At 72.2% G+C, this 21,649-nt stretch carries 19 protein-coding genes; 11 read left to right on the forward strand and 8 right to left on the reverse strand.

Features of this window, described 5'->3' with window-relative positions; translation table 11 throughout:
• The 3 genes from MR1_RS13970 to MR1_RS13980 all read right to left on the reverse strand — a co-directional run.
• On the reverse strand, positions 1-795 hold a 795-nt coding region (locus MR1_RS13970; RefSeq protein ID WP_067248041.1), incomplete at its 3' end, for a hypothetical protein.
• A 48-nt stretch (positions 796-843) separates the two neighbouring features.
• Entirely contained in the window at positions 844-1,545 is a 702-nt protein-coding gene (locus MR1_RS13975; protein ID WP_067248044.1) for an SGNH/GDSL hydrolase family protein, read from the reverse strand.
• Positions 1,546-1,626: 81 nt separating this feature from the next.
• On the reverse strand, positions 1,627-1,941 hold the full coding sequence (locus MR1_RS13980; protein ID WP_067248047.1) for a hypothetical protein: 315 nt from the start codon (positions 1,939-1,941) through the stop codon (positions 1,627-1,629).
• Positions 1,942-2,072: 131 nt separating this feature from the next.
• On the opposite strand from MR1_RS13980, the gene MR1_RS13985 reads away from it, so the two are divergent.
• Positions 2,073-2,951, forward strand: coding sequence for a Fic family protein (locus MR1_RS13985; RefSeq protein WP_067248051.1), 879 nt, complete (start codon positions 2,073-2,075; stop codon positions 2,949-2,951).
• A 7-nt stretch (positions 2,952-2,958) separates the two neighbouring features.
• Here MR1_RS13985 and MR1_RS13990 read toward each other — a convergent pair whose 3' ends face one another.
• Positions 2,959-3,465 (reverse strand): gluconokinase, encoded by a 507-nt coding sequence (locus tag MR1_RS13990; protein ID WP_067248054.1) that lies wholly within the window; start codon positions 3,463-3,465, stop codon positions 2,959-2,961.
• 46 nt (positions 3,466-3,511) lie between these two features.
• Positions 3,512-4,750: a D-mannonate dehydratase ManD gene (manD, locus tag MR1_RS13995; RefSeq protein WP_067248057.1), complete on the reverse strand. Its 1,239-nt coding sequence runs from the start codon at positions 4,748-4,750 to the stop codon at positions 3,512-3,514.
• A gap of 129 nt (positions 4,751-4,879) precedes the next feature.
• On the opposite strand from manD, the gene MR1_RS14000 reads away from it, so the two are divergent.
• Complete coding sequence (locus MR1_RS14000) at positions 4,880-5,563, forward strand: GntR family transcriptional regulator (RefSeq protein ID WP_067248061.1); 684 nt, start codon at positions 4,880-4,882, stop codon at positions 5,561-5,563.
• A gap of 517 nt (positions 5,564-6,080) precedes the next feature.
• Here the strand turns inward: MR1_RS14000 and MR1_RS14005 are convergent.
• Both MR1_RS14005 and MR1_RS14010 read right to left on the reverse strand, forming a co-directional pair.
• Positions 6,081-7,223 carry an N-acetylglucosamine-6-phosphate deacetylase gene (locus tag MR1_RS14005; RefSeq protein WP_067248064.1) on the reverse strand — a complete coding sequence of 381 codons (1,143 nt, stop codon included), beginning with the start codon at positions 7,221-7,223 and terminating at the stop codon, positions 6,081-6,083.
• Positions 7,220-8,014 (reverse strand): 6-phosphogluconolactonase, encoded by a 795-nt coding sequence (locus MR1_RS14010; protein ID WP_067248067.1) that lies wholly within the window; start codon positions 8,012-8,014, stop codon positions 7,220-7,222. Before MR1_RS14010 ends, MR1_RS14005 begins: the two co-directional genes overlap by 4 nt.
• Positions 8,015-8,146: 132 nt before the next feature.
• Here MR1_RS14010 and MR1_RS14015 point away from each other — a divergent pair, with 132 nt between their 5' ends.
• The 9 genes from MR1_RS14015 to MR1_RS14055 all read left to right on the forward strand — a co-directional run bounded on the left by MR1_RS14015 (position 8,147) and on the right by MR1_RS14055 (position 20,762).
• A complete protein-coding gene (locus tag MR1_RS14015; RefSeq protein ID WP_231819342.1) occupies positions 8,147-9,166 on the forward strand; it encodes a LacI family DNA-binding transcriptional regulator in 1,020 nt (339 codons plus the stop codon).
• Positions 9,167-9,225: 59 nt separating this feature from the next.
• Positions 9,226-10,254 carry a Gfo/Idh/MocA family protein gene (locus MR1_RS14020; RefSeq protein ID WP_067248074.1) on the forward strand — a complete coding sequence of 343 codons (1,029 nt, stop codon included), beginning with the start codon at positions 9,226-9,228 and terminating at the stop codon, positions 10,252-10,254.
• A gap of 46 nt (positions 10,255-10,300) precedes the next feature.
• A complete protein-coding gene (locus tag MR1_RS14025; RefSeq protein ID WP_067248077.1) occupies positions 10,301-11,401 on the forward strand; it encodes a Gfo/Idh/MocA family protein in 1,101 nt (366 codons plus the stop codon).
• Complete coding sequence (locus MR1_RS14030) at positions 11,398-12,273, forward strand: Gfo/Idh/MocA family oxidoreductase (RefSeq protein ID WP_067248081.1); 876 nt, start codon at positions 11,398-11,400, stop codon at positions 12,271-12,273. Before MR1_RS14025 ends, MR1_RS14030 begins: the two co-directional genes overlap by 4 nt.
• A 220-nt stretch (positions 12,274-12,493) precedes the next feature.
• The gene (locus tag MR1_RS14035) at positions 12,494-13,771 is read left to right on the forward strand and encodes an extracellular solute-binding protein (RefSeq protein ID WP_084344707.1); all 1,278 of its coding nucleotides are present in this window, start codon (positions 12,494-12,496) and stop codon (positions 13,769-13,771) included.
• A gap of 1 nt (position 13,772) precedes the next feature.
• The gene (locus MR1_RS14040) at positions 13,773-14,747 is read left to right on the forward strand and encodes a carbohydrate ABC transporter permease (RefSeq protein ID WP_067248088.1); all 975 of its coding nucleotides are present in this window, start codon (positions 13,773-13,775) and stop codon (positions 14,745-14,747) included.
• Positions 14,744-15,637 (forward strand): carbohydrate ABC transporter permease, encoded by an 894-nt coding sequence (locus MR1_RS14045; protein ID WP_067248091.1) that lies wholly within the window; start codon positions 14,744-14,746, stop codon positions 15,635-15,637. Before MR1_RS14040 ends, MR1_RS14045 begins: the two co-directional genes overlap by 4 nt.
• A gap of 43 nt (positions 15,638-15,680) precedes the next feature.
• A complete protein-coding gene (locus MR1_RS14050; protein ID WP_157518220.1) occupies positions 15,681-17,345 on the forward strand; it encodes a fibronectin type III domain-containing protein in 1,665 nt (554 codons plus the stop codon).
• Between the two features lie 189 nt (positions 17,346-17,534).
• Entirely contained in the window at positions 17,535-20,762 is a 3,228-nt protein-coding gene (locus tag MR1_RS14055; protein WP_157518223.1) for an RHS repeat domain-containing protein, read from the forward strand.
• A gap of 64 nt (positions 20,763-20,826) precedes the next feature.
• Here the strand turns inward: MR1_RS14055 and MR1_RS14060 are convergent, their stop codons facing one another.
• Positions 20,827-21,495, reverse strand: a complete 669-nt coding sequence (locus MR1_RS14060) for a response regulator (protein ID WP_067248101.1) — start codon at positions 21,493-21,495, stop codon at positions 20,827-20,829.
• Between the last annotated feature and the right edge of the window lie 154 nt (positions 21,496-21,649).

Below are 21,649 nucleotides of genomic sequence, written 5' to 3' on the forward strand. Positions count from 1 at the left end.
GGGCGCCGTGACCCCGGGCGCGGCCGCCGGTGCGGCGTCCGCGCTCCTCGCTCCCGCCGATCCGGTCGCCGTGGGCGCCTCGAGCTGCAGCGCCACGCGCTTCTCCAGGTTCTCCACGGCCTCGTCCGACAGGGACAGCAGGCCGTCCAGCTCCTCCCGCACCCGCTTGTACGCGGTCTGGCGTTCCGCCGCGGTCGCCGACTGGTCGAGCGCGACGGTGAGCATGTGCTGGGCGCGCTCCAGCCGCTTGCGCTCGGCCTCGCTGAAGCTCGAGTCCCGCAGGCGTCGCGCATCCTTCTCCGCGACCTCGAAGGCCACGGCGTACGCGCCCACCGCGTCGAGGTACTCCGCGACGCGCTGCTCGCTGACCTTCGCGTCGGCCGTCGCCGGGCGCAGGGCGTCGGCGGTGCGCTTGGCCCGCAGGAACGCGGCCGTCAGCGGCTGGCGACCGTCGCTCATGGCGGGGAAGGCGATGAGCTTCGCGACGTCCAGCTCGTAGTCCAGCCAGCGTGCCGTGATCTCGTCGTGCTCGGCGAAGAGCCGCTCCAACAGGTCCGTGGACGACACGGGAGGGTCGGCGGCGACGACCTGCGCCGGCACGGCCTTGCCCCGCGCGGCGAGCTGAGCGGCCTTGATCTCGCCCTTGACGCGGATGGTCTCCAGGCGGCGCTGGTGGCGGCGCTTGGCGCCCCGCTCCCACGCCTTGGCGACACCGCCGGCCACGCCCATGAAGGGGAACACGAGCCACCAGTAGTCGCGGGCGAACTCCCCGAGCGCCCTGAGGATCTCATCCATGATGCCCTCAGCCTACGATCCGCGACGGCGCACCGGAACGGTGGCGGTTCACGGGAGGAACGTCGCGGCGGCGACCCGGGCGCGCAGCAGCGTCAGGGTGCGCGACGGTTCCGGCTCCAGGCCCAGGGCGGTGGCGACCTCCAGGGCGAGAGCCGCGTGCCCGGCGGCGTTGGGATGGAACGCGTCGTTCATCAGCGCCGACGGGACGCCGCCGTTGCCGATCCGGGTGAACGCGGCCAGCATGTCGACGAGGATCGTCCTCTCGGCGCGGGCGACCTCGCGCACGGCCTCGGCGAACGCCCCGATCCGCGCACGCTCGGGCGCGTGGGCGGCGTCGACCGACGGCGGCGTGAGCAGCACGGGGATCGCGTCGAGGTCCCGCACGCGCGACACGAACGTCGTGAGCGAGGCCGCGAACTCGTCCGGCTCGATGATCGGGAACACGCCGCCGGTGGAGCAGTCGTTCGTGCCGATCATCAGCGTCACGACGTGGGGCGCCCAGAAGGCGACGCGCCGGTCGAAGTCGTCGAGGATCTGCACGATCCGGTGACCGCTGATCGCGGTGGTGATCATGGCGTCGCGCGTGCGCCCGAGCTCGCCGCGCACGATCTCGTGCAGGTGCTCTGGGTAGCTGCGCCCGCCCTGCGTGTGGACCAGGCCGTGGGTGATCGAGTCGCCGGTGATCACCCAGTTCACGGGGCGTTCGTCGGTGAGCAGGGCGTGCAGGCGATCACGATCGGCGGTGGTCATGGATCCATTCTTCCGCCCCACGGGGCGAGACCCGTACGGAGTCTTCCGCCTGCGGGCCGGGGCCCGTGCGGAGCGATGGCGTCAGAGCGCGGCCAGCAGCGGGACCACCCAGGCGACGGCGATGACCGCGGGGACGAGGGCGAGCACCAGGCCGATCACGGCGAGGATCTTGGCGGGAGCCCGGATCAGGGCGACCACGGCGACGATCGCGGTCGCGAGGGCCAGCGCCCACACCGCGATGGCCGCCAGGATCATCACCGAGAGCGAGCCCATGCCGGGCGTGGACAGCGTCAGCGCCCAGCCGATGGCCGCGACCGCCGCGGTCACGACGCCGAGGACGAGCGCGGCGACGGCGAGGCCGCGCCGGGGCCGGGCGGAGGAGGTGGGGGATGCCATGGCCGGAGCGTAGCAGCGCCCCTCGGGCGGATCAGGCGCCGGGGCCGACGGGGGACGACGTCAGGAGCCCGTGAAGATCTGCGGATACATGAGGAAATTCACGGTAACTTCGGGAGGGAGGGGAGGTGCGGATGATCAACGAGACCACGCGGAGGCGCCTCGCCGATCTGACCGAGGAGTACCGCTCGCTGACGCGGACGCATCCCGAGGCGCTCGAGCAGATCGCCCTGGCAGAGCTGGCGGAGGGCGTCCAGCAGTCGAACGCGATCGAGAACTCCACGCTCTCGCTGGACGACACCGAGCGGATTCTCGCCGGTCGGCTGCCCGTTCGGGGAAGCGATCTGCGAGAGGTGTACGAGGCGAGGAACCTCGCTGCCGTGACGACCGACATGCTGTCTCGTCGTGACCCTCTCACCATCGCCCTGATCCTCCAGTGGCACGGGAGTCTCCTGGCCGGGATCCGCGACGACATCGCCGGCAGGTTCCGTCGGGGAGACGAATGGGTTCGTGTCGGCGGGCATGTCGGCGCGAATCCCGCCTTCGTGCCGGATCTGCTGACGGATGCCCTGCGGCGCTTTCGTGACGAAGCCGACGGTGCGCCCATCGACGCCATCGCGCGGTTCCACTGCGAGTTCGAGATCATCCATCCGTTCGTGGACGGCAACGGTCGAATCGGTCGCGTCCTCATCAACAAGCAGCTTCAGGACGCGCATCTGCCGCCGGTGATCATCCGAGCGAGGAATCGCACGGCCGACTATTACCCTCTTTTCGTTCAATACGGACGAAGCGACGATGCCGGGGGGATGACGAGGCTGATCGCCGTCCTGCTCATGGAGGCCGTGCACAAGCGCCTCGCGATGATCGGAAGCCCTCGCATCATCTCCCTCTCCGATTGGGCGCGCGCGAACGGCGTTCGTGGGACGGTCGCGGCGAACAAGGCGAAGCGGCAGACGCTCCCCGCGTTCCGTGTCCGTGACCGGTGGATGATCGCCGAGGATCATCGGCCCTGAGGGCGGATCAGGCGCCGGAGCCGACGGGGGACGTCAGGAGTGCGATGGCGCGGGCGGCGAGTGCCGCGGGCTCCGCGTCCACGGTGACCACGATGCCCCGCTCGTCCGCGCCGAGGGGTTCGAGGGCGTCGAGCTGCGAGCGCAGGAGGGAGGCGGGCATGAAGTGCGCGCTGCGGCCGGAGGCCTGCGCGAGGAGGCGATCCGGATCCGCGTCCAGATGGACGAACGCGACGGCCGGCGCGTGGCGCCGCAGGACGTCGCGGTACGCGCGCTTGAGCGCCGAGCACGCCACGACCGCTCCGGGCAGCAGCGCCTCGCCGACCCGGTCCAGCCACGGCCACCGGTCCGCGTCGTCGAGCGGGATCCCCGCGGACATCTTCGCGATGTTCGCCTCGCCGTGGAGGTCGTCGGCGTCGGTGAACACGCCGCCGGTCCGCCGGGCGATCTCGATCCCCACGGAGGTCTTGCCGACGGCGGAGACCCCCATCACCACCACGGGCGGGAGAGCGTTCATGCGTCCATCCTCCTCCTGCCCTCGATCCGGGGATGCGCGCGCGGGCTCACCAGTCGTGGACGGTGCCGTCGGCGAGACGGTTGTACGGCAGGTAGGCCTGCTCGTACGGGTACTTGCCCGCCTCGTCCACGTCCAGCTCGACGCCGAGCCCGGGGGCGTCCCCCGGGTGGAGCAGGCCGTCGCGCCAGGTGAAGGACTGACGGAACACATGATCCGTCCGCGCGCCGTGGCGCATGTACTCCTGGATGCCGAAGTTGTGGATCGCCAGCCCGAGGTGCATGGCTGCGGCCATGCCGACCGGTGAGATGTCCGTGGGCCCGTGCATGCCGGACTTGATCTGGTACATCGCGGCGTAGTCGAGGGTCTTCTTCAGCGGGCTGATGCCCCCCATGTGCGTGACGGCGCCGCGCACGTAGTCGATGAGCTGCTCGCGGATGATGTCCTTGAAGTCCCACACGGTGTTGAAGATCTCGCCGATCGCGAGAGGGGTCGTCGTGTGCTGGCGGACCAGGCGCAGGGCCTCCTGGTTCTCCGCCGGCGTGCAGTCCTCCAGCCAGAACAGGTCGTAGGGCTCGAGCTCCTTGCCGAGCTTGGCCGCCTGGATCGGCGTCATGCGGTGGTGCCCGTCGTGGAGGAGAGGCAGTTCGGGACCGAACTCGTTGCGGACGGCCTCGAAGACGCCGGGGAGGTGGCGCAGGTAGGAGCGGGTGTCCCAGTCCTCCTCGACCGGCTTCACACCGCGGCGGGCGGGCTCGTGGTCGTAGCGCACCTCGCCGCCGAAGGTGTCCGCGGCCTGGGAGGCGATGCCGTAGATCGCCTTCAGGCCGGGGACGCCCGTCTGGATCCGGATGGCGCGGTAGCCCTGCTCCAGATGCTCGCGGACGGAGTCGAAGAGCTCCGGCAGCTCCTTGCCGGAGGCGTGCCCGTAGGCGAGCAGGCCGGTGCGGCTCGCGCCGCCGAGGAGCTGGTAGACGGGCATGCCGGCGCGCTTGCCCTTGATGTCCCACAGCGCCATGTCGACCGCGGCGATCGCGGCCATCGTCACGGGTCCGCGCCGCCAGTAGGCCGAGCGGTACAGGAACTGCCAGGTGTCCTCGATCCGGCCCTCGTCGGCGCCCACGAGCAGCGGCACGACGTGCTCGGAGAGGTAGGCGACGACGGCGAGCTCGCGCCCGTTGAGCGTGGCGTCGCCGAGGCCGGTGATCCCGTCCGCCGTCGTGAGCTTGAGGGTCACGAAGTTCCGGTCGGGGCTGGTGACGATCACCTCGGCCTTGTCGATGGTCATGCGCGCTCCTGGTCCTCGGTCGTCGGCCCGGTGTCCGGCCCGATGGAGCCCGGACCCGCCGGTGCCGTCGGGTCATCGTCCGTCCATCGAATCACTGCCATACCAGTTTCGTCAAGCTATTGTGTCGGCATGCCTTCCGCCCGGTCCGTCGCCTACGCCCGGATCCGTGACGACGTCATCCAGGGGGTGCACGCGCCCGGCGCGCTGCTGTCGGAGAACGACCTCGCCGTCTCCCTCGGGCTGAGCAGGCAGCCGGTCCGCGAGGCGCTGCTGCTCATCGCGCAGGAGGGGCTCGTCGAGGTCCGTCCGCAGAGCGGCACCTACGTCACCCTGATCGATCCCGACCGGGTGCGCGAGGCCCAGTTCATCCGCGAGGCGATCGAGCTCACATCCCTCGCCTCCTGCCGGACGCCGGATCCGGCCGACGAGACCCGCCTCCGCGCCGCCATCGCGTCCCAGCGCCGTGCGGCGGATCGCGACGCCTTCTATCCGCTCGACGAGGAGTTCCACCGGATGCTCCTGGGCCTGGCCGGTCACGCCAATGCCTGGGCGGCGGTCTCCGCGGCGAAGGGGCATCTCGACCGGGCGCGTTACGTGGGGATGAGCGCCACCCGCGGCGTGCAGGACTACGTCGACGACCACGAGCGGGTGCTCGACGCCCTGGCCGCCGGCGATGTCGAGGCGGCGATCGCGGCGCTGCGCGAGCACCTGCGCTTCGTGTTCGCCGACCTGGAGGCCGTGCGCGCACGTCACCCGGAGCACTTCGACGGCCCACCGGCCCCCTCGCGCACCGGCCGTCCGAAGCGCCGCTGACTCCGCCGCGCCCCGGTCTCGCGTCTCGATGCGGGGCGCCACGCAGGTTCAGGCGATCGCGTGGGATCAGGCGAGCGCGCGAGGTTCGGCGATCACGCGGGCTCAGGCGATGACGCGAGTTCAGGCGGGTGGTGGGGAGTGTTGCCTGATTTCGCGCGTTTGCCTGATGTCGCGTTGAGCGTGGCGGTGCGGCTCGGGATCACACGATCACGTCGAGTCAGGCGATCACGCGAGAACAGGCGAGGGGTGGGGGTTGTTGCCTGATTTCGCGCGTTTGCCTGATGTCGCGTTGAGCGTGGAGGGGGATCGCACGGTCGCGTGGAATCAGGCGATCGCGCGAGTTGAGGCGAGGGGCGGGGGTTGTTGCGTGATTTCGCGCGTTTGCCTGATGTCGCGTTGAGCGGGGGGACCACACGAGCACGCGAGTTCAGGCGATCGCGCGAGTTCAGGCGGGTGGTGGGGATTGTTGCCTGATCTCGCGCGTTTGCCTGAGGCGGCGTGAGAGGAGGGGAGCGGGTCAGCCGACGAGCGCCCGGCCCTGGACGTGGACGGAGACGGGGCGGATCGCCGCGTCCCCCGGCGCCCAGTGGAACCGGAGCACGTCCGCGCGGGACCCCACGCGCCACGGCTCGGCGCCGTCGAGGATCCGGGCGGGGGCGACGGCCGCGAGGCGTACGGCCTCCGCGAGGGATCCGGTGACCCGCGCGGCCGTCGCGACGCCCGTGTCGAGCGCCTGGATCGACCCCGCGAGGAAGCCGGTGGCGGCATGCCGCAGCGCACCGTCGGGCGCGATGCGGACCCCGCCGCCGACGGAGGAGACGCCGCCCTCGCGCAGCTCCGCGGGGGTCGCCACCGCATCGCTCACGAGGAACGCGCCGTGCTCGCGCTTGGCGGCGAGCATCGCCGACAGGGTCTCGTCCGGCAGGTGATGCCCGTCGGCGATCAGGCCCGCCGCCAGCCGGGGCTCGGCGAGCTGCGACCACAGGTAGTTCGGATGCCGGGGCAGCACGGCGTGCGCGCCGTTGCCGAGGTGCGTGGACAAGGATGCGCCCGCGGCGGCGGCGGCGCGGATCTGCGCGTCGTCGGCGTGCGTGTGCCCGACGGCGACGCGCACGCCCTGCGAGACGAGGAGGCGGATCGCCTCCTCCGTGCCGGGGTGGTGCGGCGAGAGGGTGACGATCCGGATCAGCCCCGGTGCCTCGTCGAGCCACGACTGCAGCTCGTCGGGATCGGGCGGGCGGATGTGCTCCCGCGGGTGCACGCCGCGCGGCCCGTCTTCGGGGGACAGACAGGGCCCCTCGACGTGGACGCCGGCGATCATGCTCCCGACGTGCGGATCCCGCCGCGCCTCGGCGATGGCCCGGATCCGCGCCCGCATCTCGGGCGCGGACGCGGTGATGACGGTCGGCAGGAAGCGGGTGACACCGCGTGCGGCGAGGCTGAGCGCCATCTCCGCGATCCGGTCCGGATGCGGATCGGCGGCGTTCGCGTCGCCCTCCCCGTGCCCGTTGACCTGCAGGTCCACGAGGCCGGGCCCGATCCACGGCTCGTCCGCCACCGGCTCCCGGACGGTCATGGCGGCGATGATCCCGTCGTCCACCACGACGTCGATCCCGCCTCCTCCGAACGCGTCGCGTCCGCGCAGGACCGTCGCGCTCACGACGCCGGCACCGCGGCGGAGGACAGGGACAGCGTCGCCGACACGGGCAGCAGCGATGCCGCGTCGCGGTCGACGTGCACCTCGCAGTGCGGATGGCGGCGCAGGACCGTGCACGGCCAGGACTCGTCCACCTGCTCGTCCACGAGGGCGCGCACGGCGGCGGCCTTCCGCTCGCCCGGCACCGCGCAGACGAGGTGCGACCCCGACAGCAGCGTCGGGATGGTGAGGGTCAGCGCGTGGGTGGGCACGTCGTCGAGGGTATCGAAGCACTCGTCGTCGACCTGCTGGATGCGGCTCGCCTCGTCCAGGGCGACGGCGCGGACGCGCGAGGGGTCGTCGAAGCGCGCGTCGGGCGGGTCGTTGAAGGCGATGTGCCCGTTGACGCCGATCCCGAGGCAGACGAGATCGATCGGCCCCTCGTCGAGGTACGCCTCGTACTCCGCCGCCGCGGCCTCCGCGCCGAGCTCCGTGCGCATGGCGAGGAAGCGCCCGGGGCGGACGTGATCGACGAGATGGACGCGCAGCCAGGCGGCGAAGCGCTGCGGCGCCCCCGGGTCGAGATCCAGGTAGTCGTCCATGTGCAGGACGGTGACGGCGCTCCAGTCGATCCCCGGCTCCTGGACGAGGGCGCGGTAGACGTCCTGCTGGCTGGGAGCGGCGGCGGCGATCATCCGCGCGGCACCCCGTTCGGCGATGGCCGCGCGCAGCGTCTGGGCGGCCGAGCGGGCGGCGGCGGCGCCCAGGGAGTCCCGGTCGGGGTGGGCGTGGAGGGCGAACGTGGGCGTGCTCATGATTGGCCACACTAGTGCAACCGGTTGCGAAGTCAAGCGCTGATGCGTATCGGGTGCGGAGCTGCGAGGATCCCGCGGCCGGACCCCGTGGCCCGAGGCGCGCACGCGGTCCGCGGGCATAGTGTGTCTGTCGTGACAGGGAAACGGAGAAGCGCCACGAACCCGGTGACGATCGGGGACATCGCCCGGGTGGCCGGCGTGTCCCGCTCCACGGTCTCCCGCGCGTTCAGTCGTCCGGAGATGCTCAGCGGCGAGACCGTGCACCGCGTGCGCGCCGCCGCCGACCAGCTCGGATACGTCGTCAACCATGCCGCCCGCGCCCTGTCCACCGGGCGCTTCGGCAACATCGCGGTGGTGGTCCCGGACATCGCCAACCCGTTCTTCCCCCCGTTGGTGCGCCGGGTGCAGACCCTCGCGGATCAGGCCGACTACGCGGTGTTCCTCGGGGACTCGGACGAGATCGCCGATCGCGAGGCGAACCTGACCTCGCGACTGAGCGCCCAGGTCGAGGGGTTCGTGCTGGCCGCGCCGCGGCTCGACGAGCAGCGCATCCGCGAGCTCGACGCCCAGCGGCCCGTCGTGCTGGTGAATCGGGACATCGAGGGCCTCGCGCGGGTGCTGATCGACCCGAGCGGCGGGCTGGACGAGGCGGTGGCGCACCTGCACCGCCTCGGGCATCGCCGCGTGGTCTATCTGTCCGGACCGCGGGAGTCGTGGTCGGACCAGCAACGGCGTGCGGCGCTGAACCGTGCGGCGGAGAGGGTCGGCATCGAGGTGGCGGTGCAGGAGCTCGGCCGCCCCAGCTCGACCGGCGGGCGCGACGCCGTCGGCGGGATCCTCGCCTCCGGCGCCACGGCGGTGATCGCCTTCGACGACGTCGTGGCCCAGGGGGTCCTCGCGGGGCTCGCCCTCCGCGGCATCGCCGTGCCGAGGGACATCAGCGTGATCGGCTGCGACGACACGCTGGCCTCCGGGACCAACCCGGCGCTGACGACGATCTCGGCGGCCTCGGCCGCCGCGGGCGAGGCCGCCGCGGAGCTGCTGCTGGCCCGTCTCGCCGACGCCGAGCGTCCCGCCGAGCGGGTGGCGATCGCGACGCACCTCGTGGTCCGGGAGACCACGGACGCCGCGCGGCCCGCGGCCCGCGAGTGAGGCGTCGTCCGCGTGCGACCGGTTGACTATGCAACCGGTCGCATGCTTTACTGGCGCCCATGACCCGGATCGCCATCGTCGGTGCCGCCCACCCGCACGTCGAGTACCTGCTCGACGAGCTGGCGCGGGAGGACCGGCGTGGCTTCACGCTGATCGGGGTCCAGGATCCCGACCGGCGGATCGCGGACGCGTACGCCGAACGGTTCGGCGTCCCGGGCGTCACCGACGCCGAGGCGCTCCTGTCCGAGCAGCCCGACGTGGTCATGGTGGCCGGGATCTACGGTGACCGCGGACGCGATGTCGTCGCCGCCCTCCGCGCCGGCGCCCACGTGATCGCGGACAAGCCCCTCTGCACGAGCCTGGCGGAGCTCGCCGCGATCGAGGAGGCCGCTGCGGCGGCGGATCGCACGGTGTCGCTGCTCCTGGAGAAGCGCGGATATCCGGAGACCCTGGCGGTCGCCGAGGTCGTCGCCGCGGGGGAGCTGGGCGAGATCGTCGGCGTCACCACCTCGGCGCCGCACAAGCTGCAGCGGGAGAGGCGGCCCGAGTGGTTCCTCGACCGCGCCCGCTACGGAGGCGTCCTCGCCGACCTCGCGGTGCACGACCTCGACATCGCGCTGCTGTTCGCCCCGTCGGACGAGGGCGTGGTCCAGGGAGCGGTCTCCGCGCCCCTCGAAGACATCCCGGACTTCGCCCGCTACGGCGTCGCGACGCTGCGCACGTCCTCGGCGGTGGTCACCGCCGAGGTGAGCTGGCTGACGCCCGCGGAGTCGGACGTGCACGGCGACTACCGCCTCCGGCTGGTCGGCACCGAGGGCACCGCCGAGGTGTCCTGGGCGCGTCACCGGGTCGAGGTGACGACGCACCGCCGCGGTGCGCGACTGCTCGATCTTCCCGAGGGGCGCCGCCCTGCGCAGGACGCGCTCGACGCCCTGGCCTCGGCTCCGTCCGGCGCCGGCGCCGCCGGTGGCCTTGCGGCCGGCCCGGGCGCCGTGGACACGGCCGCCTCGCTCCTCGCCACCCGTCTCGCCCTGCTCGCCCAGGAGTCGGCGGACCAGGACGGACTGCCGCGTCCCTGGTCGCGCTGACCGTCGTCGTCCTTCCCCCGGCTCAGACCCGCAGACAGGAGATCCCATGACCGCCCCGCAGCGCATCGCCGTCCTCGGTGCCGGCGCGATCGGCGCCGTGCACGCCCGGCTGGTGTCCGCCCTCGCCGCGTCGGAGGGGGTGCTCGCCGCGATCGTCGACGTCGATCCCGCGCGCGCCCGTGCCCTCGCCGAGCCGTATCGGGTCCCCGCCTTCACGACCCTCGCCCAGGCCCGGGCGGAGGCGGGCGTCGACGTCGTGGCGATCTGCCTGCCCAGCGCGTACCACGCGGACGCCGCCGTCCAGGCGCTCGAGTCCGGCCTCGACGTCATCGTGGAGAAGCCGATCGACATCGCCCTCGACGCCGCGGACCGGGTGATCGCCGCCGAACGGGCGAGCGGGCGGACGGTGTCCGTCATCAGCCAGCGCCGCTTCCAGCCGGCCGCGGCGTTCCTGCACCGTGCGATCGAGGACGGCGAGCTCGGCCGGATCACCTCGGGCATCGCGGAGTCCGCGTTCTTCCGGCCGCAGGCCTACTACGACTCCGGCGACTGGCGCGGCACGGCGGCGATCGACGGCGGCGGCGCTCTGATGAACCAGGGGATCCACGCGCTCGACCTCCTCCTCTGGATGCTCGGCACCCCCGTCTCGGTGCAGGCGTCGACCGGGCGCGTGGCCCACGAGGGGATCGAGGTCGAAGACGTCGCCGGCGCCACGATCACCTTCGCGAACGGCGCGATCGGCGTGCTGCTGGCGAGCACGGCGGCGTATCCCGGACTCCCCGTGCGCCTGGCGGTGCACGGCGACCGCGGCACGGGCGTGATGGAGGACGACCGGCTCTCCGTGTTCGCCGCGGCGTCCGGACTCGCGCCGGGTCCGGACGACGTCGAAGAGCGGAGCGTCCCGGAGGGCTGGAGCGCGGTCGACGTGGCGCACCTCCGCCAGTACCGTGATGTCCTGGACGCCATCGCGCAGGGTCGCACCCCCGCCATCACCACCCGCGACGGCCGTCGCGCGCTCCAGGTCGTGCTCGCCGTGTACGAGTCGGCGCGGACCGGGCGTCCCGTCGCCCTGGAACACGACGCCGCCGGCGACGCCCCCGCCGCGCGGCGCGCCGCGACCCCCGAGCCCCTGAAGGAGAACGCATGAACGCCCCGCGCGTCGCGATCGTCGGCATCGAGAACAGCCACGCCACCGAGATCGTCCACTACCTGAACGTCCTGCGCCCCTCGCACGTGCCCGTCCGTGTGACCGCCCTGGTCGCGGGGGAGCCGGAGCGCACGACGGAGCTCGCGCGCCTGGGCGGCATCGACACGGTGGTCGAGGACGTCGCCGAGCTGCGCGGCCGCGTCGACGCCCTGATCGTGACCTCGCGCGACGGCGCGCTGCACCGCGACCTCGCCGTGCCGTTCCTGGAGGCGGGGGTGCCGGTGTGGGTGGACAAGCCGCTCGCGGCCGGCGTGGCCGACGCGGACGAGATCATCGCCGCCGCCGAGCGCGGCGGTGCTCCGCTCACGTCCTCCTCGGCGCTGCGCTGGGTCGCCGACACGCAGGATCTGGCGAGGGACCTCGGCAGCGTCGGGGAGCTCCAGACCCTCACGCTGACCGGACCCGCCGACCCCGACAGCGAATACAGCGGCATCTTCTTCTACGGCATCCACATCGCCGATGCCGCTCAGCGGCTCCTGCCCGGCGACCCGGAGGGGATCGACGTGTGCCGCACCCCGCACGCCGTCGTCGCGCGGTATCGGGTCGCGGACACGCTGGTCGCTCTGGAGTTCATCCGGCCGGACGAGGACGGGCGGGTGCCGTTCCGTGCCACCGCCGTCGGCAGGCACGGCGTGCTCAGCCGAGAGATCCGGCTGGGCGAGGACTACGTGCAGCCCGGGGTGGACGCGTTCGCGGAGATGCTCGCCACCGGTGTGCCGCCGATCCCGGCCGCGCAGATGCGGGCGCCGATCCGTCTTCTCGAGACGGTCGCGCAGGAGCTCGGCGCATCGGCCCGCGTGCCTGCACACTGACGCACGGCGCGCACGCCGGACGTGGCGGTGCGCGCGGAAACAGATCAGAGGATCGGTATCGAAAGACCCTCTGACCTGGGATGAAAACTCCATTCGCGGATCCCGATCGACGTTTCGCTTGTAATGCAACCGATTGCACGCTAGCGTGACACCAGCAGAGATCCGCCCGTTCATCGGGCGCCGTCCGGCGCTCGTCAAGGAAGACCACGGAGGAACGACAATGGCAAGACGCACCATGATCGCGGCGGCGGCCCTGGCCGGGGCGCTCGCGATGACGGCCTGCTCCGGCGGCGGCGCCGGGGCCGGCGGAGGCGACGGCGAGACCGGGGACCTGCGGGTCTGGTTCATGCAGGACTCGGTGTCCGAGGACGCCGTGGCGTGGCTGGAGGAGGAGTTCGCGAAGGAGAACCCCGGCTCGACCCTCACGGTCGAGATGCAGCCGTGGGAGGACATCGTCTCCCGTCTCCAGACCTCTCTCGCCAGCAAGACCGAGACCCCGGACATCGTCGAGATCGGCAACACCAAGACGGTGACCTTCGCCAGCGTCGGCGCCCTCGCGGACCTCACCGACGTGTACGAGGACCTCGGCGGGGACGAGCTCATCCCGAGCTTCGTCGACGCCGCGACCGTCGACGACAAGCGCTACGCGCTGCCCCTGTACGCCGGTTCCAGCGTCCTCTTCTATCGGACGGACCTCTTCCAGGCCGCGGGCATCGAGGTGCCGAAGACGCTCGACGAGCTCGTCGCGGCGACCCAGAGGATCCAGGCCGCGAACCCCGAGAGGGTCGAGGGCTTCAAGGGGATCTACTTCCCGGTCGTCGACACGCACGGCCTCGAGGGCTGGCTGTTCAGCAACGACGCGAACTACGCCGAGAAGGACGGCGACGCGTGGGTCAGCGCCCTGGACACCCCGGAGGCCAAGAAGGCCCTGACGCAGATGCAGACGATCTGGTCGACGTCCGCGCTCGGCGCGCTCGACGGCAAGGACACCGCGGGAAGCCCCTGGGTGCCGTACAACGACGGCGAGGTGGCGATGTTCTCGTACCGCGTGTTCGCGCAGGCGAGCATCTCGGACGAGCTGAAGGACGTCACCGGCGTCATGGCGCTCCCGCCTGCGGAGGCGGGCGGCGACAGCCACCAGTTCCTCGGCGGGTCGAACGTCGCCGTCTCGGCGAACTCGTCGAACCAGCCGCTGGCGAAGAAGGCGCTGGAGCTCATCATGAGCGAGGACTTCATGAGCCAGCTGGCCGAGGACTCCGGCTGGGTGCCCGGCAACACCGCCTACGCGGACGCCATCCCGGACGGTCTCGTCCCCGCCTCGCTGCAGCAGCAGATCGCGGAGACGTCGCGCCTGACCCCGACCGCCCCCGCCTGGGCGATCGTCGAGGGCAACAACATCCCGGTTGACCTCTTCTCCGCGATCGCCAAGGGCGAGGACATCGACGCCGTGGTGAAGCGCTCCGGGGCCAAGATCGAAGAGACGCTCAACGCCGACTGACATGACCGCGACCGTCGTCGAACCACAGAAGGCGCCCCCGGCGCCCGAGCCCGTCCCCCGCGCGCGGCGGCGTCGCCGCGCGCGGGGCGCCGTCCTCCCCTACCTCCTCGTCCTGCCGCTCATCGCGGCGGTGGCCGTGGCACTGGGATGGCCGCTGCTGCAGCAGTTCATCATGTCGCTGCAGAAGTTCGGCCTCGCCCAGCAGTTCGGCAAGGAGCCCGAGTGGGTCGGCTTGGACAACTACGTCTCGGTCCTCACGGACCCCACGATGTGGCTCGTGTTCCTCCGATCCATCGTCTTCTGCGCGATCTGCGCCACGCTGTCGATGGTGATCGGCTGCCTCGTCGCGGTGCTGCTGACGAAGGTCAGCAGCTGGGCGCGGATCGTGCTCCAGGTCGCCCTGCTCCTGGTCTGGGCGACGCCCGCCCTGGTCACCATGGTCATCTGGCAGTGGCTCTTCGACGGCCGGTACGGACTGGTGAACTGGCTGCTCGCCTCGATCGGGTTCCGGGACATGGCCGGCTTCCCGTGGACGTCGACCCCGATGGGCGTGTTCACGATCGCGGCGCTCACGGTCATCTGGGGAAGCCTGCCGCTGATCATCTTCATGATCTACTCGGCGCTGACCCAGGTGCCCCTCGAGGTGCTGGAGGCCGCTGAGCTCGACGGCGCCCGGCCGTTCCAGCGGTTCCGGGAGGTGACCCTGCCGATCATCACCCCCGCGGTGATGATCGTCGGGCTCCTGCAGATCGTGTGGGACCTGCGCGTGTTCACCCAGATCTACGTCCTGCAGCAGGCGGGCGTCTCGGTGGAGGAGACCAACCTCCTCGGCACCTACATCTACCGCGTCGGCATCGGGCAGGGCGAGTACGGCGACGCCTCGGCGCTGGCCACGGTCGTGCTGCTGCTGACGCTGCTGCTCACCTGGAAGTACATCGCGAGGATGTTCGCCCAGCAGAGGGAGGCGAGCGAATGAGCGCTCCGGTCGACCTGCGCACGACGGACTTCCCCGCCGTCGCGCCGCGCGGACGGCGCAGCCGCCGCGACACCCACCGCCGCGGATGGAACGCGGTGGCGATCGCCGCGGCCGCGCTGCTGGTCTTCCCCGTCTACTGGATGGTGAACACGGCCTTCTCCGACAACGACGACCTGTTCAGCAAGACGCCGCGGTTCCTGCCGATCCCGTTCAGCGCGGAGAGCTTCGCCGGGATCCTCGCCGACAAGGGCTTCTGGTCGGCTCTCGGCATGAGCGCCTCGGTCACCGCGGTGGTGGTGGTCGTCGCGGTGCTGTTCGGCTTCCTCGCGGCGGTGGCCGTCAGCCGGTTCCGGTTCCGCGGGGGCGGGCTCATCATCCTCATGGTGCTGATCATCCAGATGATCCCGAGCGAGGCGCTGTTCATCTCGCAGTTCCGGATGCTGGACGGCTGGGGGCTGCTGAACTCCGTCGGCGGTCTGTCGCTGCTGTACGTCGGCACGGTGGTCCCGTTCACGGTGTGGCTCCTGCGCGGCTTCATCCACGGCATCCCCGCCGACCTGGAGGAGGCGGCGATGGTGGACGGCTGCAGCCGGTTCGGGGCCTTCTTCCGGGTCACGCTCCCGCTGCTGGGGCCGGGGATCGTCACGGCGTCGGTGTTCTCCTTCCTCCAGGCCTGGAACGAGTACACCCTCGCGCTCGTCGTCATGACCAAGCCCGGCAACGCCACGCTCCCGCTGTGGCTGCAGACCTTCAGCAGCGAGATGTCGGCGACCGACTGGGCCGGCATCATGGCCGGCGCCACGCTGATCTCGGTGCCCGTGGTGATCCTCTTCCTCATCGTCCAGGGGCGGCTCGCCTCCGGGATGGTGGCGGGAGCGGTCAAGGGCTGAACGGACGCACCGCGCATCGGGGCGCGGTCGGAGAGGAACGGACATGAGAACCAAGAGAGCAGTCGCGGCGTGGGCCGTGGCGGGACTCCTCGGCGGGGCGCTGACGGTCGTCGCCGCGACCCCGGCCGCCGCCGAGGACCCTGTCACCGCGATCGCCATCACCTCGCCGGACGACGGCGCGACCGTGCAGGGCGAGACGCTGACGGTCGCCGGCACGTCGGCGAACGTCTCCGAGCTCGTCCTGGCCGTCGGCGGCCAGGAGCTCGTGCCCATCGAGCAGGTGGAGGACGACGGCGACTGGCAGGTGTCGATCGACATCGCCGATGTCGACGGCCGCCTCGACCTCGCCGTCCGAGGCCGGGACCTGACCACGCTCTACACGACGTGGTCGTCGTTCGTCACGGTCGAGGTCGACAACCCCGCGGCCGCGAAGCCGGTCGTCACGATCGTCTCGCCGGAGGAGGGCCCGCAGGACGGACGAGTGCTGAAGCCGGTCATCCGGGTCGCGTCCGAGCACGCGGTGCAGAGCGTGGAGGTCCGCGTCAACGGCGGCGAATGGCGTCGTGCCACGCCCGCCCCCGGGAACACCGGCGACTACCGCGCCGTCTTCCCCGCCCGCGAGGCGGGGTTCGTCGGCATCGAGGCCCGGGCGACGGATGTCGCGGGACACGTCTCGCTGTCGCCGACGACCTATGTCTCGGTCGGCGGCGCGCAGGCGCAGGATCCCGTCGTCTACGACCAGGACCGCTCGATGTGGATCTGGGAGCGGGCCTCCTACGAGGCGGTGTTCTCGACCGCTGCGCGCGACCGTCTCGGCGCCGTCATGGACGACACCGAGACGTTCGGATCCGATCCGATCCGCACGATCTACCTCGGCGTCGACCGCTACGGCGACCGCGACATGCTCCGCGACGCCCGGGACGAGGTCGCGGCGTTCGTGCGATGGGCGAAGGAGCGCGGATACCACGTGCAGGCGACGGTCGCCGGAGGCACGCGCCCGCCGTACTTCGGGGCGCTGGAGCAGTTCGAGCACTTCGCCGTGGACGAGTTCGAGAAGGTGCTGGACTACAACCTCGCCGTGCCCGAGGACGCCCGCTTCGACGGCATCAACGTCGACATCGAGCCGTACATCCTCGGCGAGTGGAAGGTGCCGGGCAACGACCTGCCGAACCGCTGGCTGGAGGTGCTGCAGACGCTGATCGAGCGCCGCGACGCCTCGGGGCTCCCGGTGCTCGTCGGCCCCGCGATCCCGCGCTGGCTGGACACGTCGTCCTGCTGCACGGCGATCACGTGGAACGGCGAGACCAAGCCGCTGTCCGACCACATCCAGGACATGACGGACTACATCTCGATCATGGACTACCGCGACACCGCGGACGGCGGTGCCGGGATCATCGCCCAGGCCCAGCACGAGATCGACTACGCGAACGCGATCGGCAAGCCGGACTCGGTGGTGATCGGCATCGAGACCAAGGACCTCTCCGGCACCGGCGATCCCGAGAGCGTGACGTTCTTCGAGGAGGGGCGGACGTATCTGGAGGCGGAGCTGGACAAGGTCTACGCGGCCTTCGGCGACGAGCCGTCCTTCGGCGGCATCGCGATGCACCACTACGACGACCTGCTCACGCTGCCGTCCGCGTGGGAGGACCAGCCCCCGGTGTACTACCCGGTCCCGGGCGCCGGCCCGGGCGGTCCGGCGCTGCCCTGACCCGCACCCGGGGAGCCGCCGCCTTCGGGCGGCGGCTCCTTCGCGTGCCGCCGGCGGGTCGGCGCCGTTCGGATTCGTTCCGATTTCTCCGTCTCACGGAGCGCCGCGGACAGACTACGGGTGCGCCCCCGCGTCGCGGCCATCCGCGTCGGTCGGGGGAGTGCGTCCCCGACGACAGGAAAGCCGCCGATGATGAGAACCGGACCCACGACCCCCCGACGACCCCGCTGGGCGCGCAGCCTGGCGATGCTCCTCACCGGCCTGCTCGCCGCAGGCCTGAGCGTCCTCGGCTTCGCCCTGCCCGCGCAGGCGGCCGCGCAGGACGGCGTCTACACCGGCACGACCAGTGACGGCTTCGACATCGCCGTCACGGTCGAGGGCGGGGCCGTCACCGATGTGGACACGCAGTCCTGGACCTGGTGCGGCACCGCTCCTCCCATCGCCCAGATGGTGCAGTTCATCGGGATCCCGGAGACCCCCATCGCCGCGGACGGCTCGTTCTCGGCGCACTGGACCTACGACGAGGACCCGGACGACGAGCTGTACTTCGAGTACTGGTTCGGCGGGGTGGTCAGCGACGACGGCGTGATCGTCAACAGCGGCTCCAACGCCGCGGACGCCGTGATGCCGGGCCTGCCGTGCGCGGCGACCCAGTTCACCTACACAGCTGAGCTCGACCCGGTCGCGGCGGAGCTGTCGATCGCGCCGAACCCGGCGACGGTGTCGCAGGCGCTGGCCGGCGAGCTGACGCTCACCGGCACGGGCTTCGCTCCGGATTCCGCCGTGACGGTGTCCTTCGACGGCGACGAGCTCGGGACGATGCAGACGGACGCGTCCGGCACGGCGACCTCGCGGCTCACCGTGGCGAACGCGATCCCGGGCGAGTACGAGGTGCGGATGGCCGGCAGCGGCAGGTCCGCGACGACGACGCTCGTCATCCAGGCCGATCCCGTCGTGGACCCGGAGATCGCCCTCGATCCGACGACCATCTCGCAGTCGGATCTGGCGGCGGACGGCGTGACGATCACGGGCACCGGCTTCCCGGCGGACGACAACGTCTCGCTGACCTTCGACGGCAGCGCCATCGTGTCGATGCCGGCGGACGCCCAGGGGCGGTTCACCTACTCCCTCCGGCGGGCCGACGTCGCCCCCGGCGCGCACACCGTCACGCTCACCAGCGGACCACACTCGGTGTCGGCGGAGCTGACCGTGACCGAGGATCCGTACCAGCCGGCGGTCACCGTCGATCCGGCCACCGTCACGCGGTCGGTGCTGGGCACCACGGGGGTGCGGGTATCCGGGACGGGTTTCCCCGAGGACGCCGACGTCGTGCTCACCCTCAGCGGCACCGAGATGGCGACGCTGCGGACCGACGCGACCGGGGCCGTGCAGCACGACTTCGTGCGTGCCGGGATTCTCCCCGCTTCGCACGAGCTCCGTCTCACCAGCGGCACCTGGTCCGCGGCGACGACGCTCACGGTGACCGAGGACCCGGTGACCTACGACCCCACGGCGTCGGTCGCCCCGGAGTCCCTCACGGTGTCGGAGCTGGCCGCCTCCGGGGTGACGATCTCGGGCAAGGGCTTCCCGGAGAACGCCGACGTCACGATCGCCGTCGACGGCGCGACCGCCACGACGGTGCGCTCCGACGCCGCCGGTGACGTCTCGTACGTCCACACCGCCTCGGGCGCTGCGACGGGCGGGCATGCCGTGGCCCTGACGAGCGGGCAGTGGTCGGCGGAGGCCTCCTTCACGGTGACGGCGGACCCGGTGGACTACGACCCGACGGTCGCGGTCGCCCCGTCGAGCGTCACGGTGTCGGAGCTCGCGTCGCCCGGGGTGACGATCACCGGCGAGGGCTTCCCGGAGAACGCCGACGTCGTGGTGTCGGTGTCGGGGACCGAGGAGGCCACGGTCTCCTCGAACGCCGGCGGCGAGGTGTCCTATGTGTTCACCGCGACCGACCGCGGCACGGGGGAGCACGACATCGTGCTGACGAGCGGGCGCTGGTCCGCCGCGACGGTGCTCACGGTGACGGCGGACCCGGTGGACTACGACCCCACCGCATCGGCGTCCCCGGCCTCCCTGACGGTCTCCGCACTCGGCTCCACGGGCGTGGGACTGACCGGGGAGGGCTTCCCGGAGGACGCGGACGTGGTGATCGCGGTGGACGGCGCCGACGTGGCGACGGTCCGGTCGTCCGCCGAGGGCGCGCTGGCCTACACGCACAAGGCCGCCGGCGCTGCCACGGGCGTGCATGCGGTGACGCTCACGAGCGGGCGCTGGGCCGCGGAGACCTCGTTCACCGTGACCGCGGACCCGGTCGACGAGGACCCGACGGTGGCCCTGGACCCGGCGACTCTGACCGTGTCGACGCTCGCGTCGTCGGGGATCGGGGTCACCGGCGAGGGCTTCCCCGCCGACGCCGAGGCCGAGGTGCTGTTCGACGGCCAGGTGGTCGACACCGTCACGGCCGATGCTGACGGCGCGGTCGCCGCGACCGTCGTGCGGGACGGCGTCGCCCCCGGCACCTACCCGGTGACCGTGCGCAGCGGCGCGGAGGAGGCGTCCGCGGACGTCACCGTGACCGCCGACCCGACGACGCCGGCCGAGGTCACCCTGTCGCCGGACGAGATCGCCGCCGGCGCGCTCGCCACGGACGGCGTGGCGCTGAGCGCCGCGGGGCTCCCCGCGAGCACGCCGGTCCGCGTCGCGTTCGACGGGGTCGAGGTCGCGCGCTTCACCAGCGGCGCGGACGGAGCGGGCTCGGTCTCGTTCACCGTCGCGGACGCGGAGCCGGGAGCGCACACCGTGGAGCTGATCCAGGCCGGCGAGCGGGTTCGCTCGGGAGCGACCGGGCTGCCGGCCGCGGCGGTGGGCGACGTCCTGGCGACCGCGACCCTGACCGTGACCGAGGATCCCCGCCCGGGCGCGCCGACGCTGGAGCTGTCGACCGGCGAGATCACGGTGGGCGCCCTGGCGAAGGACGGCGTCGGTCTGACCGGGCGCGATCTCGTCGCGGGTGAGACCGTGCAGGTGCTCTTCGACGGCGAGGTCGTCCAGGAGGCGACCGCGGACGCGAACGGCGAGCTGCACCGCACCCTGACGGTCCCGGGCGCCGCGCCGGGTGCCCACGAGGTCTCCCTCGTCCAGGGCGACCGGCGTGCGGACGCGGCGCTGACCGTCGTGGCGGACCCGGGCCCGACCCCGACCCCGACGCCGACGCCGACCCCTACCCCGACGGAGCCCGCGCCGACCCCGGGCGCTCCGACGCCGGGTGCTCCGGGTCCCGGGCCCGGCGGATCGGGTCTTCCGGCCACGGGCCTGGACGGCGGAGGGATCGCCGGTCTCGTCGCGCTCGCGGCTCTGCTGGCCGTCGGCGGGGGCCTGATGGTGAGGCGTCGCCGCACCGCGTGACGAGACGGGAGCGCCCGTCGCCCGGAGGATCGGGCGGCGGGCGCTCCTGCGCGTCGGGATGACGTCAGCCGTTCCCGGGGGTGACCAGTCCGGTCTCGTACGCCAGCACCACGAGCGCGGCCCGGTCCCTGGCGCCGAGCCGTGCGAGCAGCCGGCTCACGTAGGTGCGCGCCGTCGCCGGGCTGAGGAAGAGATCGGCGGCGATCTCGTCGTTCGTGCGCCCGCGCCCGATGAGGGTGAGCACCTCGACCTCCCGCCCGCTGAGTCCCTGCAGCGGCGTGTCGTCGGTCCGGGATCCGGCGGTGACGGCCCGCATCACGGTCGCCGTGACGGAGGGGGACAGCAGCGAGTCGCCGGCCGCGACGGTGCGGATCGCGGAGCGCAGATCCTCGGGGGAGACGTCCTTCAAGAGGTACCCGGACGCGCCGGCCCGGATCGCCTCGAACACGTGCTCGTCCTCGTCGAACGTGGTGAGCACGAGGACCCGCACGTCGTCGAGCGCCGGGTCCTGGACGATCTCCCTGGTCGCCTGAAGGCCGTCCATCACCGGCATGCGGATGTCCATCAGCACGACGTCGGGGCGCTGTTCGCGGACGTGCGAGAGGCCGGCGCGGCCGTCCGCTCCCTCGCCGACGACGGCGATGTCGCCGTCGCGCTCGGCGAGGGCCCGGAGCCCTGCGCGCACGAGCTCCTGATCGTCGACGAGCACGATGCGGATCGGCGGACGGGTCATCGTCCCTCCCTGTCGGCTTCGGGTCCGGATCCGGACCCGGGTGCGCGCGGGTCGAGCGGAAGGCGGGCCTCGACCACGAAGCCGCCCGGCGCCGGCCGTGCCGTGACCGTGCCGCCGACCAGCGCGGCCCGCTCCTGCATCCCGCGGATCCCCG

It is taken from the genome of Microbacterium resistens NBRC 103078, assembly GCF_001552355.1.
Lineage (GTDB): Bacteria > Actinomycetota > Actinomycetes > Actinomycetales > Microbacteriaceae > Microbacterium > Microbacterium resistens.

Coding starts and splice junctions, on each gene's coding strand:
- MR1_RS13975 (WP_067248044.1), bottom strand. CDS start 1,545: ATGACCACCGCCGATCGTGATCGCCTGCACGCCCTGCTCACCGACGAA.
- MR1_RS13980 (WP_067248047.1), bottom strand. CDS start 1,941: ATGGCATCCCCCACCTCCTCCGCCCGGCCCCGGCGCGGCCTCGCCGTC.
- MR1_RS13985 (WP_067248051.1), top strand. CDS start 2,073: ATGATCAACGAGACCACGCGGAGGCGCCTCGCCGATCTGACCGAGGAG.
- MR1_RS13990 (WP_067248054.1), bottom strand. CDS start 3,465: ATGAACGCTCTCCCGCCCGTGGTGGTGATGGGGGTCTCCGCCGTCGGC.
- manD (WP_067248057.1), bottom strand. CDS start 4,750: ATGACCATCGACAAGGCCGAGGTGATCGTCACCAGCCCCGACCGGAAC.
- MR1_RS14000 (WP_067248061.1), top strand. CDS start 4,880: ATGCCTTCCGCCCGGTCCGTCGCCTACGCCCGGATCCGTGACGACGTC.
- MR1_RS14010 (WP_067248067.1), bottom strand. CDS start 8,014: ATGAGCACGCCCACGTTCGCCCTCCACGCCCACCCCGACCGGGACTCC.
- MR1_RS14020 (WP_067248074.1), top strand. CDS start 9,226: ATGACCCGGATCGCCATCGTCGGTGCCGCCCACCCGCACGTCGAGTAC.
- MR1_RS14025 (WP_067248077.1), top strand. CDS start 10,301: ATGACCGCCCCGCAGCGCATCGCCGTCCTCGGTGCCGGCGCGATCGGC.
- MR1_RS14030 (WP_067248081.1), top strand. CDS start 11,398: ATGAACGCCCCGCGCGTCGCGATCGTCGGCATCGAGAACAGCCACGCC.
- MR1_RS14035 (WP_084344707.1), top strand. CDS start 12,494: ATGGCAAGACGCACCATGATCGCGGCGGCGGCCCTGGCCGGGGCGCTC.
- MR1_RS14040 (WP_067248088.1), top strand. CDS start 13,773: ATGACCGCGACCGTCGTCGAACCACAGAAGGCGCCCCCGGCGCCCGAG.
- MR1_RS14045 (WP_067248091.1), top strand. CDS start 14,744: ATGAGCGCTCCGGTCGACCTGCGCACGACGGACTTCCCCGCCGTCGCG.
- MR1_RS14050 (WP_157518220.1), top strand. CDS start 15,681: ATGAGAACCAAGAGAGCAGTCGCGGCGTGGGCCGTGGCGGGACTCCTC.
- MR1_RS14055 (WP_157518223.1), top strand. CDS start 17,535: ATGATGAGAACCGGACCCACGACCCCCCGACGACCCCGCTGGGCGCGC.
- MR1_RS14060 (WP_067248101.1), bottom strand. CDS start 21,495: ATGACCCGTCCGCCGATCCGCATCGTGCTCGTCGACGATCAGGAGCTC.